This window comes from Nonomuraea marmarensis (assembly GCF_043197025.1).
In the GTDB taxonomy this organism is placed as follows: Bacteria; Actinomycetota; Actinomycetes; order Streptosporangiales; family Streptosporangiaceae; genus Nonomuraea; species Nonomuraea marmarensis.
In genome coordinates this window covers 1-14,143 of sequence record NZ_JBICRM010000061.1, presented here as the reverse complement: position 1 = coordinate 14,143, position 14,143 = coordinate 1, and the positions used below count along the sequence as shown (strand labels likewise).

The window sequence follows — 14,143 nt, the reverse complement described above, 5'->3', positions numbered from 1 at the left end:
CCTCCGTCAAGACCGCCTATGCCGATCAGCCCGGAAACCGCGGGCACTGGCGTCCCCGTCCGGGTACCTGGATGTCAATGGCCGCGAACGCGCCCTAGTCGCGTGCACCATCGCCCGGTACGCCCAGGTGCAGCAGATGGTGGCCCAGAGCCGGCGGCTGAAGGCGATCAGCCGCGAGCTGAATCTGGACTACTACGCCATGGGTCCGTCATGGACGGGTCATGGCTTGCTCGGACAGGTCTTGAAGGACGCGCTGCTGGCTGGCGGTGAGGCTGGCCAGCGGTGAGTCCTGGGCGAGGAGTTCGAGGAGCCGCTCGCGGAGCGCTCGCTCTCCGGGTGAGCACGAATTGCCTGGCGCGGCGGTCGGTGGGGTGCGTGCCACGCCACGTGCCGGGCGATCATCGCGCGGAGTTGTTCCGTGGCCGTCTCGCTGCGCTCAGCCAAGGGAAAGGACGATGGCGAAGTTCGGGGTTGACCAGAATGCGTGGGGCGACCGGCGGAAAGCCGCACCGTACGGCTGTGCGACATGAGGGTGCCCTACGTGGCGGACGGGGCGTGCAGCTCCTGCCACGTGGTTGGCTCCCCCACCACGGAGGTGGTATGGACCGCCCATCCGGAGCACCTGGACATCTCCGGCAGCCTCGTTGCGAGCATTGGCGGTCTGCTCGTGGAGAACGGCGACCGCGCACTGCTGATCAGGCTGGAGTAGATCCGCTGTCAGAACCAGGTCCGGACAAGATCGACGACCGTGTCGGCGTCGTCTATCATGGGGATTAGTGTCCACTTATCCATGGCCACACACGGATGTGACAGGCCCAGCCGGACGACGTCGCCGATCTCGACGTCGCCTCCTTCGAGGAACGCGTGCTGGTCGTTGAGTGCGACGATCCGGGCGCCTTTCAGCAGACCTCGTCCACGGATCCGCTGTGGTCGGGGGAGTCCCTCGTCGAAAGGCAGGTCTCGCTTGCCGGCGTCGAGCAGCGCGAGGTGGGGTTCGGGCCGGGAGATGACGCGTGCCCAGCCGTGCATGGCCGCGCGCAGCGGCTGTCCCAGGCGCTGCGTGAACGGTGAGATCGCGTGGTAGAAACCGTCGTCGTGGATGACGTACGCGCCGGGGCGCAGCACCAGCCGCCCCGGCAGGCCGTCGAGAAGGCTGGCAGCATGATCGAAATAGGCGCTGCCTCCCGCGGTGACGATGGGTTCGGCGGTCTGGTACGGCATCCGCGTGTGTAGCGCCGCCAGCCGGCTCAGGTACGCGTCGACCACCGCCAGTGCGGCAGGAGAGGACTCGTGTGCGAGAACCCCCTCATAGCCGGCGACACCGGCCAGGCGCAGGGACGGGGCTTTGCGAACCGCCTCCGCGATGTTCAGGGCGTCGTCATCCTCGCGTACCCCGGTACGCCCCCCGGAGCGCCCAGCTCCACGCAGACATCGATCTGGCGCGAGGCTCCTGTCGTACGCAGCGTCGCATCCATCAGCTCCACCGAACGTGTCGAGTCCACCCACGACATGAACTCGAAATCGGCGTCCTGGTCGAGTTCGGCGGCCACCCAGGCCAATCCGGCAGGGTCTAGGAGCGTGTTGGCCAGAAAGAGGCGGCGGACGCCGAAGGCCCGGGCGACGCGCAGTTGGGGAAGGTTGGCAAGGGTGATGCCCCACGCCCCGGCGTCGAGTTGCCGCTGCCATAGTGCGGGCGCCATCGTCGTTTTGCCGTGCGGGGCTAGGTGCACGCCCGCCTCGGCGGCCCAGTTCGCCATCGTGGTGATGTTGTGGTCCAGGGCGTCCGCGTCGAGTGTCAGCAACGGAGTCCCGAACTCCTCCAGCGACGGCCGTGACGCCAGGAACCTGCCGACGGTCAAGCCGTGGGCTGCGGCGGGCACGGCCTTGAACCGCCAGTCAAGGCGCTCGTCGCGCAGTGCGGCGATTGCGCCGTCATCGATATCACTTAGCACCCTTGACCTCGTTGTCGTTATCTATAAGGTGAAGTGCGCGCACGGCTGCTACAACATCGATTTCGACGAGTATGTTATACAGTATCAACCGTGGTGCGTACGGGATATGGCTTCGACAGCACGCGTCGGTAAACGGCGTCGTAGGCTTTGAAATCGCGATGCAGGATTTCTTTAAGCATCATGTCATCTCCTGTCGTTGGAAAATGCGAGGACTCCTGTCGTAGGTGCTTGCGTGTTCGAATCATGGGCGCGGTGTCACATGATCGCCAATTGGCCGCCGTCGATCACCAACTCGGTGCCGTGGATGAACGCCGCGTCGTCGGAGGCTAGGAAGGCGTATCCGGCGGCGACCTCCTCGGCCAGACCTGCCCGGCCGAGCGGGATATGGTCGTGCTCATAGGCGGAGACGAAGCCGTCGTCCAACCCGGCCGTGATCGCCGCGTTCAGCGGGGTGCGGATGTAGCCGGGGCACACCGCGTTGACGCGAATGCCGTGGCCGCCGAGTTCCACGGCCATGGTCCTCGTAAGCAGCAGCACGCCCCCCTTGGAGGCGTTGTAATGGGCGTAGTCCTCTTCGCCGGCGATCCCATTGGTGGAGGACATGTTGAGGATCACCCCTCCTGCGCCGCGCGTCACCAGATGCTTTGCCACGGCCTGGGCGACCAGGAACATGCCGCGCAGGTTCACCGCGATGATCCGGTCCCAATGGCCGGGGGTTATCTTCAGGAACGGCTCGCGCCAGGCGGTGCCCGCGTTGTTGATCAGCACGTCGATCCCGCCCAGGGCGGCAACTGCGCCGTTGACCAGGCTGGCTACGTCGGACTCCACGCTCACGTCCCCGCTCAGCCCGCTCACTTCTCCGAGCGGGCCGAGTTCGGCCACCGTCGCGTCCACCTCGGGGGCGTTCAGCCCGCCGATGAAGACCCGGGCGCCCTCCTGGAGGAACCTACGGGCGGTGGCGGCACCAATGCCGCTGCTGCCGCCGCTGATTAGCACGCGCTTACCGGCTAGTCCACGCATCGTGCATCCCTTTCAGCGCACCACGCCGCGCCGTCGGCGAGATCAAGGATATCGACGGTGCCGCGGAGAGGGTTCGGGATAGGCTGCGCCTGCGTCCCAGGGGCACTTCGCTGCCGCGCTCGATGCCGGTCGACACGCCCATGGGCGCCGGGCCGGTGCCGGGGTGTCGCGTTCGAGACGCATCGGCTGGACCTCCCTCTCGCTACGGGGCAGTTTCCAGGAGAAATTAACACTAGTTCCGCGTTTCGGTCTATCATTCCGTCATTCGGAATACGCGGAGGAGTCTCCATGGGTAGCGCGCAGTCACCGGTGGGGAGTGTCGACCGTGCCCTCGTGATCCTCCAGGAGATCGGGAGGCATGGCCGAGGGGTGACGCTCGACGAGCTGGCGACCCGGTTGAACATACCCAAGAGTTCGCTCCACCGCCTGCTCAGCGCGTTGAAACACCGTGGTTTCGCGGCGCAGCCCGAGGCCAATGGCCCCTACTTCCTTGGTACGGAGTTGCTTGCCACAGCCTTTCGGTTCTACGAAAGCCTGGATCTGCGGACGTTGATCCACCCGCTGCTGCTCCAGCTGCGCGAGGAGTTCTCCGAGGCCGCGCACATGGCCGTGCTCGACGGAGTCGAGGTCGTCTACCTGGACAAGGTTGAGGCGCCCCGGGCGATCACGATGACCTCGATTGTGGGCGGGCGCAACCCGGCGCATTGCACGGGCGTGGGCAAGGCGCTGCTGGCCTGGACCTACCCTACGGATGAGGCGATCAAGGCCTGGGCGGAGCGGTACGGTCCGCTCGCCGTGCGGAGCCGTAACACGATCACGAACCCGGCCAAGCTCGCCGCGCACATGGCCGAGATTCGGGTGCGAGGTTACGCGCTGGATATGGAGGAGAACGAGCCCAGCGTGCGATGCGTGGCCGTCCCGGTCTTCATGGGCCGGTCGACCCCGCTGGTCTCGGTCAGTGTGACGGCGCTCAAGGACCGCATGCCCCCGGCGAGGATCGAGCAGGTGGGCGAGGCGCTGTGCCGGATGGTCGCGGAACACGCCTGGTCGGTGCGGCCTGTCGCCTGATCCAGCGCGCTGATCGACCCCGATTCACTCGGCTGGTCGTCGTCGCCGGGGCGGAATTAGTCTCACCTGGAACATTTCGGAGACTCTTGACAGCGCGAAACCGTCGGTGCTCTCCTATCACTTATCGGAATGACGTTCCACTATGCGGAACGTAATCATCACCTCGGGCGGCCGCATGGGGCGAGCTGCTGCGACCGGTACCTCGATGAGCGGCCTGCCCGCCAACCTCTACTGCGGCTGACCAGGCCCGGACCTCCACCCCTCGACTCCCGGACAGGAGCTTTTCGTGAGACACGCACATACGACCACCGGCGGGACCCGATGAAGGCCCTCGTTTTCACCGGGCCGGGCGTCGTGGAACTGCGCGAGGTCCCCGAGCCCGAGATCCGCGGGAACGACGTGCTCGTACACGTGGTCACCACCGGCATCTGTGGCAGTGAGTTGCACGGCGTGAAAACACCGGGCTTCCGGGTGCCGCCGCTGGTGATGGGTCATGAGTTCGCCGGACGCGCGGAGGACGGCCGGCCGGTGATCGTCAATCCGATCCTCTTCTGCGGGAACTGCGACAACTGCGCGCGTGGACTGACCAATGTGTGCAGGCAACGGCGGATCGTCGGAGTGCATCTGCCCGGCGGCTTCGCCGAACGGGTGGCGGTGCCTGCGGGGGCGCTGGTGCCGTTGCCCGAAGGCATCGGCTGGACGGCGGCCGGAATCATCGAACCGGCCGCCAACGCGGTCCACGCCTGGGCGCTGGCCGGCGCTCCCGCTGCGGCGCGGGTGGGCATCATCGGCGCTGGCGCCATTGGTCTCACCTGCCTGCTGGTCGCCATGTCCGGCAAGGCCGCGCGGATCGAGGTCGCCGACCGGTCGCCGGAGCGTCGAGCGATCGCGAGTCGCCTGGGCGCCGACGCGTCCGGGCCGGAACTGATCGGCGAGTACGACGTGGTGTTCGACGCGGTCGGCGCGGCCGCCACTCACGAGCAGTCGCTGGCCCGGCTGAGGCCCGGCGGCGTAGCAGTTTGGCTGGGCCTGGCGGACGAGACGGCCGAGTTCGACGCCGTCGACCTCGTGCGCGGCGAGAAGCGGGTGCTCGGCTCCTTCGGCTACAGCGGCGCCGACTTCGCCGCCGCCGTGGGCTTGGTCACGGACTGGGACCTGAGCTGGGTCGGCTCCTTTCCGCTCGCCGAAGGCGCGGAGATCTTCACCGCGCTGATGAACGGCCGCGCCACCCCCGTCAAGGCACTGCTCACCCCCTGAATCGAGGTATGACATGGCGCGGATCGTCCTGGTAGGGGCCGGCAGCATCACCTTCGCCAAGAATCTGCTCTCCGACATCCTGACCTTCCCCGAACTGGCCGAATCGACGATCGTGCTACACGATATCGACGCCGAGCGCCTCGCCACCGCCGAGGCGATGGCCGCCTGGATGGTCGCCGAGCTGGGTGTCGGAGCCACGATCGTGGCGCATGCCGATCGCAGGACCGCGCTCGACGGGGCCGACTATGTGATCAATGAGATCGCCGTGGGCGGGCTCGCCGCCGTGCGCACCGACTTCGAGATCCCCGCCAGATACGGGGTGCGCCAGACGATCGGGGACACGCTGGGCATCGGCGGGATCTTCCGGGCGCTGCGCACCATCCCGGTGGTGGCCTCTATCGGCCACGACCTGGCCGAGCTCGCCCCCCACGCGGTGCTGTTCAACTACAGCAACCCCATGTCGATGATTCCGTGGGCGGTCTACGCGGGCACGCCGTTCCGCAACGTCGTGGGCGTCTGCCATGCCGCGCGCGATACCCAGAAGACCCTGGCGAGGATGGTCGGGGTACCGGAGGAGCAGATCACCTTCGTCACCGCCGGAGTCAACCACCAGGCGTTCGTGCTCCGTTTCGAGCGGGCGGGAGAGAACCTCTACCGCCGCCTGGACGAGCTGATCGAGGCCGACCCTGAACTCGCTCGCCGGGTCCGCGTAGAGATTTACCGAAATTTCGGATATTTCCCGACGGAATCGAGTGAGCACGGCTCCGAATACCTCCCCTGGTTCCTCGCCCACCCCGAAGAAATCGAGCACTATCGCATCCCCGTGGGGATCTACCTGGACTGGCTTGCGGACAATCTCGACGAGTATGGTCGCCAGAAGCGCTCGCTCGACGAGGGCAAGGGCGTGGAGATCCGCCCGGGCCAGGAACTCGCCTCGCTCGCCATCCACTCGATCGAGACCGGTACCCCCCGGGTGGTCCACGGCAACGTCCGCAACGGCGGCCTCATCTCCAACCTGCCGGCCGACGCCTGCGTCGAGGTGCCCTGCCACGTGGACCGGTCCGGGGTGCAGCCGGTGCGGATCGGTGAACTGCCCGCACAGCTCGCGGCACTCAACCGCACCTTCCTCAACGTTAGCGAGCTGACCGTGAAGGCGGCCCTGGAAGGCACCCGCGACTACGTCTACCAGGCCGCGCTGCTCGACCCGAACACCAGCGCCACGCTGCCGGTCCGCCGGATCCGCGAACTCGTCAACGAGCTGATCGCGGCGCACGCAGCCCTGCTGCCGGACGGCATCCGGTTCTGAGCGCAGCGCGCCAAGCAGCAGCCAAGGAGGCAATCATGGCCACTACAGATCTGCCACTGTCCCAATACCGGCCGGTGTCCCAGCTACGGACCCCTGTCCACCAAGTCGACCGCGCCCGCGTGCCCGCCCTCGACGCCCACATCCACCTTGGCCGCTGGCTGACCGAGGACGGCGACTGGATGGTCAAGGACGTTCCCGTCCTCGTGGAGACGATGGAGGAGCTCAACCTGCGCGGCATGGTCAACCTCGACGGCCGCTGGGGCAGGGAACTCGCCGAGAACATCGAGCGCTACGACGCGGCGTACCCGGGCCGGTTCGCCACCTTCTGCCACCTGGACTGGTCGGAGACGGCCGAAGTGGGCTTCGGCGAGCGGCTGGCGGAGCATCTGCGGCGGTCGGTGACCGAGGGCGCCGCAGGCCTGAAGGTCTGGAAGGACCTCGGGTTGAAAATCCGCGACTACGAAGGGGAGTTGATAATGCTCGACGACCCGAGGCTGGCGCCGCTATGGGCCACCGCGGGAGAACTCGGCATCCCCATCGCCCTGCACACCGCCGACCCGGTGGCGTTCTTCGAGCCGGCCGACGAACGCAACGAGCGGCTGGAACTGCTGACGGCCCGCCCCGACTGGAACTTCTCCGGGCCCGAGTTCCCGTCTTTCCAGCGGCTGATCGACGCGCTAGAGGCGATGGTCTGCGCCCACCCGGCCACCACCGTGATCGGCGTCCACGTCGGATGCTGGCCGGAGAACCTCGCTTGGGTGGGCCGGATGCTCGATACCTATCCGAACTTCCACATCGACATCGCCGCCCGCATCGCCGAGCTGGGCCGCGTGCCCCGCGCCACCCGTGCGCTGCTGATGCGTCACCCCGATCGGGTGCTGTTCGGCACCGACCAGATCCCGCCGAACGCCGAGGCCTATCGGATCCACTTCCGGTTCATGGAGACGGCCGACGAAGCCTTCGCGCACTCGCTCGGTGATCCGCCGTTGATGGGCCGCTGGACCATCTCCGGCCTCGACCTCCCCGGGGACGTGCTGGATCAGGTCTACAGGCGCAACGCACTCAGGCTCGTGCCGAGGCTCGCATGAGCGTCCACGCGCAGGCGACAGCCGTACCGCGAACCAGGCGGGGAACCGGTCGGCGTCACAGCGCCCAACGTGGGCAGGGCGGAGCCGCCCTGTTGTTCCTGCTCCCCGCACTGATCGGTTTCGGGATCTTCTACGTCTACCCGAGCGTGCGCGGCGTGTGGATCTCGCTCACCGACTGGAACCTCCTGTCGGATCCCGAGCCCGTCGGCATGGCGAACTACGCCGAACTCGCGACCGACCCCCTGTTCTGGCGGGCACTGCTGCTCACCGGCTACAACACCGTCCTGAACCTGGCCGGCCAGCTCACCCTGGCGCTGGTGCTCGCCGCGCTGATGCACCGGCTCACCAAGTCGGTCGTGCTCCGGGCGACCTTGCTGCTGCCCTGGCTTGTGCCTAACGTCGCCACCGCCCTGCTCTGGCTCTGGCTGCTCGACGCCAACCTCGGCTTCGTCAACCAACTGTTCTCCTCGCTGGGCCTGCCCACCCACGGCTTCTTCAGCTCGCCAGCCGAGGCGATGCCGAGCGTGGCGCTGGTGACCACATGGGCGTCCGTCGGCTACGTGGCTCTGCTGCTGTACGCCGGGATGCTGCAGATCCCCCGTCAGGTCTACGAAGCGGCGGCGATCGACGGGGCGGGGGAGATCCGCATCTTCTTCCGCGTCACTCTGCCTCTGCTGAGGCCCATCCTCGCGCTGGTGCTGGTGGTCTCGGTCATCGGCTGTTTTCAGATCTTCGACACCATCGCGGTCGCCACGAAAGGCGGCCCGATCAACGCCACGAAGGTCATCTACTACTACGTCTACCAGGAGGCGTTCACCCACTTCCGGATGGGCTACGCGGCGGCCATGGCGCTCAGCCTGGTGCTGATCCTGGGCACCCTCACCTACCTGCAGATGCGCCTCATGCGCGCGTCCAACTCGGACCTCGCATAGGAGGCAAGTCTGATGCGCTCAGGCCGGATCGCCGCATGGGCCGTGATGGCAGTCGCTGTCGTGGTCACAGTATTCCCGTTCTATTGGATGGTCCGTACGGCTCTCACCGACGCCAACCATCTTTTCGGCGACAACTTCTCCCTCATTCCCAAGCACCTCACCCTCGCGAACTTCAAGCGGGTGCTCGGACTGTCCACGTTCGCGGAGGCTCAGGCCGCGGGAGGCTCGGGGGCCTCCCTCGACTTCCTCCTCTACCTGCGCAATTCGATTGTCTACACCACGGTCGTGGTGGTGGTGCAGACCATCTCCTGTGCGATGGCCGGGTACGCGCTGGCCCGGCTCCGGTTCAGGGGCAGGCAGGCGCTGTTCTCACTGTTCGTCTCCGCACTGATGGTCCCGCCGATCTTCACGCTACTGCCGAACTTCGCCCTGGTGCGCACCCTCGGGCTACTCAACACCTTCGCCGGCCTGGTGGCGCCAATCCTGCTCATGACCCCTTTCACCGTCTTCTTCCTGCGGCAGTTCTTCCTGTCGATCCCGCGAGAGGTGGAAGAAGCGGCCCTGCTCGACGGAGCCGGGCTATGGCGCATCTTCTGGCACGTCGCGCTGCCCATGTCGAGGGGCCCACTCATCACCATCGGGCTCACCAACGCCGTGTGGGCCTGGAAGGACTACCTCTGGCCTCTCCTCGTCGGCCAGGAGGAGGGCACTCGCGTGCTCACCGTCGCGCTCGGCGTGTTCCTGCAACAGTCGCCGAACGCGCGCCCCGACTGGACGGGTCTTATGACCGGTTCGACCCTGTCCGTCATCCCCTTGCTCCTGCTGCTGTTGGTCTTCGGCAAGAGACTGGCCAACTCCCTGCAGTTCACGGGCATCAAGTAAGACCCTCGTTCGGAGGAAGGACCCCCAGATGTCCAAGTCAGTGCCAAAATCGGTGCGCATCTCCGCAGCTATAGCCTCCGCGAGCCTCGTCGCGGTCACAGCGGGATGCGGCGGTGGCGCCAAGGGGAGCGGCGGCCCTGTCACCCTCACCTACGTCATGTGGGCGGACAATCAGGTGCCCGCCTATCAGCGCTGTGCCGATGCGTTCACCAAGAAGAACCCCAACATCACGATCAAGATCAGTTCCGTGGCTTGGCCGCAATACTGGCAGAATCTCACCACTCAGGTCGTCTCCGGCACCGCCCCCGACGTCTTCCGCGATTCGGTCGCCTACTTTCCGCAGTTCGCCGCGAACAACCAACTGTTCGACATCAGCGACCTGGTCAAGAGGGACAACGTCGACCTCGGCCAATACCAGAACGGCCTGGCCGGCATGTGGGTGCGTGACGGCAAGCGCTACGGCCTGCCGCTCGACTGGGACACCATCGGCGTCTTCTACAACAAGGACCTGGTCACCAAGGCGGGGGTGAACCCGGCCGACTTCGCGAGGTGGACCTGGGACCCGCAGGACGGCGGCTCGTTCGAGAAGGCGATCGCCGCACTGACCGTCGACGACGAGGGCCGCAAGGGGACCGACCCGGGTTTCGACAAGAATCACGTCAAGGTGTACGGCATCGCCCCCGACTACAACACTGGAGCACTGGGACAGACCTCGTGGGCAGGGCTCGCGGTCAGCAACGGGTTCAAGTATCTGGACAAGAACCCCTTTGGGAGCCGGTACTTCTACGATGACCCCAAACTGGCTGAGACCGTCGACTGGTTCGCTGGGCTGATCAAGAAGGGGTACGCCCCGCCGTACGACAAGCAGTCGGCACTCGGCGGCGACGCGGTGCTTCAGTCGGGCAAGGCCGCGATGGTGATGGCCGGCTCGTGGCTGTCCAAGACCTACCTGGACAGTAAGACGCTCAAACTGGCCGTGGCCCCCCTGCCCGTCGGCCCGCAACGGCGCAAGACTCCGATCAACGGTGTCTCAGACGCGATCTACGCCGGGACCAAGCACAAGGACGAGGCCTGGCAGTGGGTCAAGTTTGTCGCATCGACCGCGTGCCAGGACCTGGTCGCCGACACCACCGAGGTGTTCCCCGCCATCACGACCTCCTCCGACAAGGCCCTCGTGGCCCATGCGGCGGCCGGGCGTGACGTGGAGCCTTTCGTGGATGAGGCGAAGGATCCCGGCGGCACCTTCCTGCTGCCCATCACCGACAACGCCGACAAGATCAACGAGATCATGGACAACGCGATCTCCTCGGTCTACCTCGGTAAGTCGGACGCGAAGACGGCGCTCACCGCCGCCAACACCGAAGTCAACGCCCTGTTCAAGTAGGGCCGAGTTTCCAGCCGGACCGACAATCGACAATAGGAGAAACGTGTCCAAAAAGACCTGGCGCAGATTAGCCGGCCTCCTCTTCGCCCCCGTTATCGCCTCGTTGCTCACCGCCACCCCCGCCCGGGCCGCTGCCGCTACTCTCGATCAGGAGATCGCGGTCCCCGCGTACTTCTATCCCGGTGGTGACACCGCTAAGTATTGGACCCAGCTCACGGCCTCGGGCGGCACCACGTCCATCGCGGTGGCGAACGTGCTCAACGGTCCCACCACCGTGGCCAACCCCGATTACGCCGCGGCCCTGGCCAACGCGCACAACGCGGGTATCAAGGTCGTCGGCTATGTGGACACCGGCTACTTCGGTACCACCGGCCAGACCACCCGCCTCGGCTCGACCTCGGCCGACGAGTGGCGCACCCAGATCCAGACCGATGTCAATAATTGGTACAACTTCTACGGCAGCAGCATCGACGGCATCTTCTTCGATCAGGCACAGAACGCCTGCGGCCCTGTCGGTGGCGGCGACGCCTGGGTCGACCTGTATCGCGAGGCCAGCGCGTACGTAAAGAAGTATCATCCGGGTGCGATCACCATCCACAACCCGGGCGCCCCACCGGCCTCCTGCTACGAGGACTCCGCTGACATCCTCGTCACCTTCGAGGGCTCCTACGCCACCTATATGAACCCGCCGGCCGAACTCGCCCCGCCCGCCTGGCAGGCCGCCTACGACCCCAAGCGCATCTGGAACCTGATCTACGACGTACCGGACCAGGCGGCCATGTCCGCCGTCGTCGCCAAGTCCAAGGCGAACAACGCCGGATACATCTATGTCACACCCGATGTGCTGCCTAACCCGTGGGACACCCTGCCTGGCTCGTCCTACCTGTCCGCGGAGGTGGCGGCGGCTGAGGGAAGCGGTGGCGCCACCCCCACGACCCCCGCCACCCCGGTGGCGAGCCTGGTCAAGGCCACCAGCCTGGGATTGAGCTGGACCTCGGCCGCCTACCCCGATGTGGTCGGCTATGACATCTACCAGGGAGCCGCGAAGATCGGCACGGAGGCCAACTTCACCCCGAGGGCGACCACCTTTGACGTGGGCGGTCTGTCACCCTCGACCGCCTACACCTTCTCGGTGCGCGCAAGAGACCGGGCGGGGCATGTCTCGGCCGCGAGTTCGGCGGTCTCGGTGACCACCGCGGCCAAGAGCGCGCACGCGCCCATGGTCCCTGGGACGCCGGTATTCTCCAACCTCGCGTCGACGAGCGTCACGTTGACCTGGGCCGCCTCGACCGACGCCGATCCCGGTGACTTCGTCGACTTCTACGACGTTTTAAAGGACGGCGTCCGTGTCCTGTCGGTGCCGGAATCCGTCACCACCGTCCACCTGGGAGGGCTGCTTTCGGCGCATACCTATTCCTTCACGGTGAAGGCCCGTGACACCACCGACTTTGCTTCGGCCGCGTCGGGTGCAGTGACCGTCACCACGCTCGACCTGCCCGCCATCTCCAGCCCGACAGCGGCTCTTACCTCCACCACCGCCACCTACTCGGCCCAGTTCAATGTGCCCTATGCCTTCCATCACGTCTTCATCGACACCGACAACAACGCCGCCACCGGCTACTCAGTGGCAGGAGTCGGCGCGGAATACATGATTGAAGACGCTGGCCTCTTCCGATATGTCGGCCCCAGCTGGAACTGGTCGAGCGTGTCCGGCGTCAGCCCGCTGGTCTCCACCACGGGCGGCCTCTACCGATGGTCGGTGCCGACCTCGGCGTTCACCGGCGCCGGTGCCACTCACGCGGTGGTGTTCAACGGTACGGGCGACTCTCCGGACGCCTACACCAGCGTGATCACCGTCACACGGAGCTGACCAAGGACCCCGCTTCCGGGTCACCGGAAGCGGGGTTCCGGTAGCCGCTCGTCGCAACTAGCCCATAGCGGCACGTCTCGCTGGCGAGACACTCCGGACCTCGCCCAAGTTGCTGATCTTTGCCCCAGTTGCTAACTACCTGTTCAGTGACGAGGTCTACCGCGGCGTAGAGCGCGATCCTGCTCGCACTCTGCCGCAGGCTGCAGACCTGTCTGAGTGCGCGCTGTCGCTGAACGTGACCTCGAAGTCCCTGGGTCTGCCGGGCCTGAGAATCGGGTGGATCACCTGCCGCCACCGGCCTCTGCTCACCCGGGCTGGAGCAGGCCAAGCACTACACCACCATCTGTAGCTCCGCTCCCAGGAAATCCTGGCACGCATCGAGCTGAAGGCCCAGACCACGATCCTGGGCCGCAACCGGGGCCTGATCGCGCGGAACCTGCCGGTCTTCGACGCGTTTTTCGGCGTCGAAGGGGACGTCCTCCCGGACACGTATGACCTTTGGATGACCGGTGATCACACTCGCATGCCGTGCGGGCCGCCCTCAAAAAGACGCTCCATCCACAGTGAATTGATGTACCGGCCATTCTTGGCGGCGTACTCGTGGAACGTGCCGACCTCCGTGAAGCCAAACTTCCGATGCAACGCGACCGATGCATCGTTAGGCATGGCGATGCCGACGACGACCACATGGATCGGCTCCTCGGCAAGGCTTTCAAATAGGGCCCGATACAGCGACGTCCCCACCCCCAGGGCCCGGCACCCGGCATCGATCGAGATGCTCAGCTCGACCGTCTCCTGGAACGCCTCGTGATTCCGGTAACGCTGACTGGAGGCATAGCCCACCACCTGACTGTCTCGTCGAGCCACGAGCAGCCGGTAAGGGCCAGCGGAGGAGAACTGCTCGAACCAGGCGCGCCGCTCATCCACCCTGATCGGCCGGACGTCGAAAGAAGCGATAGAGGTCGCCGCCACCTCGTTGAGGAGGTCGACAATACCGGGAAGATCACCCTCAACCGCGATGCCAACCTCGACAGGCCCCGAACCATCAAACGTGCGCACATCGTTCATGGAACATATTCTGATCAAACTCGACCTGCTTCGCTACCGGCGAGCGCCCAGGCGATCTGCAGGCTGGTGGTGAACACGCCGCTGATGTGGCCTGCGTAGCGCGGCGTACCTGCCGTGCTGAGGTGTGCGAGGATCAAGCAGCCGGCCCGCTGGGAGTCGCGGTTGCAGCCGTGCCAGTACGCGCCCGGGCGGAACCTGTCAAACCGAATGAGACATCAGGCCACTTGTGTGGTTTGTGGTGAGGTCTCGGTCTGGAGGGTCGTGGGTGGCTTGTTGATCCACACTCTGGAGGGCAGCGGCGGCGGGTAGGGGCGCC

At 66.1% G+C, this 14,143-nt stretch carries 15 protein-coding genes; 11 read left to right on the top strand and 4 right to left on the bottom strand.

All coding sequences use genetic code 11. The annotated features are described in order from the left end of the window. The first annotated feature begins 136 nt into the window (after positions 1-136). Complete coding sequence (locus ACFLIM_RS48025; RefSeq protein WP_393177223.1) at positions 137-286, top strand: hypothetical protein; 150 nt, start codon at positions 137-139, stop codon at positions 284-286. 240 nt (positions 287-526) lie between these two features. Further along, positions 527-709, top strand: coding sequence for a hypothetical protein (locus ACFLIM_RS48020; protein ID WP_393177221.1), 183 nt, complete (start codon positions 527-529; stop codon positions 707-709). A gap of 8 nt (positions 710-717) precedes the next feature. On the opposite strand, the gene ACFLIM_RS48015 is transcribed toward ACFLIM_RS48020, so the two are convergent. From ACFLIM_RS48015 to ACFLIM_RS48005, 3 genes are all read right to left on the bottom strand, one after another. Beyond that, a complete protein-coding gene (locus ACFLIM_RS48015) occupies positions 718-1,266 on the bottom strand; it encodes a hypothetical protein (protein ID WP_393177219.1) in 549 nt (182 codons plus the stop codon). Positions 1,267-1,367: 101 nt separating this feature from the next. Further along, positions 1,368-1,952: a hypothetical protein gene (locus ACFLIM_RS48010; RefSeq protein ID WP_393177217.1), complete on the bottom strand. Its 585-nt coding sequence runs from the start codon at positions 1,950-1,952 to the stop codon at positions 1,368-1,370. A 255-nt stretch (positions 1,953-2,207) separates the two neighbouring features. Continuing rightward, positions 2,208-2,972 carry an SDR family NAD(P)-dependent oxidoreductase gene (locus tag ACFLIM_RS48005; RefSeq protein WP_393177215.1) on the bottom strand — a complete coding sequence of 255 codons (765 nt, stop codon included), beginning with the start codon at positions 2,970-2,972 and terminating at the stop codon, positions 2,208-2,210. 288 nt (positions 2,973-3,260) lie between these two features. Here ACFLIM_RS48005 and ACFLIM_RS48000 point away from each other — a divergent pair, with 288 nt between their 5' ends. The 9 genes from ACFLIM_RS48000 (at position 3,261) to ACFLIM_RS47960 (ending at position 13,108) form a co-directional block, all read left to right on the top strand. Continuing rightward, on the top strand, positions 3,261-4,040 hold the full coding sequence (locus ACFLIM_RS48000) for an IclR family transcriptional regulator (protein WP_393177213.1): 780 nt from the start codon (positions 3,261-3,263) through the stop codon (positions 4,038-4,040). Positions 4,041-4,361: 321 nt separating this feature from the next. Then, positions 4,362-5,297, top strand: coding sequence for a zinc-dependent alcohol dehydrogenase (locus tag ACFLIM_RS47995; RefSeq protein WP_393177211.1), 936 nt, complete (start codon positions 4,362-4,364; stop codon positions 5,295-5,297). A 13-nt stretch (positions 5,298-5,310) separates the two neighbouring features. Then, positions 5,311-6,603: an alpha-galactosidase gene (gene melA / locus ACFLIM_RS47990; RefSeq protein ID WP_393177209.1), complete on the top strand. Its 1,293-nt coding sequence runs from the start codon at positions 5,311-5,313 to the stop codon at positions 6,601-6,603. 35 nt (positions 6,604-6,638) lie between these two features. Continuing rightward, positions 6,639-7,691, top strand: coding sequence for an amidohydrolase family protein (locus ACFLIM_RS47985; RefSeq protein WP_393177207.1), 1,053 nt, complete (start codon positions 6,639-6,641; stop codon positions 7,689-7,691). 92 nt (positions 7,692-7,783) lie between these two features. After that, positions 7,784-8,623 carry a carbohydrate ABC transporter permease gene (locus ACFLIM_RS47980; protein ID WP_393177205.1) on the top strand — a complete coding sequence of 280 codons (840 nt, stop codon included), beginning with the start codon at positions 7,784-7,786 and terminating at the stop codon, positions 8,621-8,623. A gap of 87 nt (positions 8,624-8,710) precedes the next feature. Further along, positions 8,711-9,505: a carbohydrate ABC transporter permease gene (locus ACFLIM_RS47975; RefSeq protein WP_393177203.1), complete on the top strand. Its 795-nt coding sequence runs from the start codon at positions 8,711-8,713 to the stop codon at positions 9,503-9,505. A gap of 28 nt (positions 9,506-9,533) precedes the next feature. Continuing rightward, positions 9,534-10,889, top strand: a complete 1,356-nt coding sequence (locus ACFLIM_RS47970; protein ID WP_393177201.1) for an ABC transporter substrate-binding protein — start codon at positions 9,534-9,536, stop codon at positions 10,887-10,889. A gap of 43 nt (positions 10,890-10,932) precedes the next feature. Next, positions 10,933-12,759 (top strand): spherulation-specific family 4 protein, encoded by a 1,827-nt coding sequence (locus tag ACFLIM_RS47965; RefSeq protein ID WP_393177199.1) that lies wholly within the window; start codon positions 10,933-10,935, stop codon positions 12,757-12,759. A 109-nt stretch (positions 12,760-12,868) separates the two neighbouring features. Next, positions 12,869-13,108 (top strand): aminotransferase class I/II-fold pyridoxal phosphate-dependent enzyme, encoded by a 240-nt coding sequence (locus ACFLIM_RS47960; RefSeq protein WP_393177197.1) that lies wholly within the window; start codon positions 12,869-12,871, stop codon positions 13,106-13,108. A 164-nt stretch (positions 13,109-13,272) separates the two neighbouring features. On the opposite strand, the gene ACFLIM_RS47955 is transcribed toward ACFLIM_RS47960, so the two are convergent. Further along, positions 13,273-13,827, bottom strand: a complete 555-nt coding sequence (locus tag ACFLIM_RS47955) for a GNAT family N-acetyltransferase (RefSeq protein ID WP_393177195.1) — start codon at positions 13,825-13,827, stop codon at positions 13,273-13,275. Between the last annotated feature and the right edge of the window lie 316 nt (positions 13,828-14,143).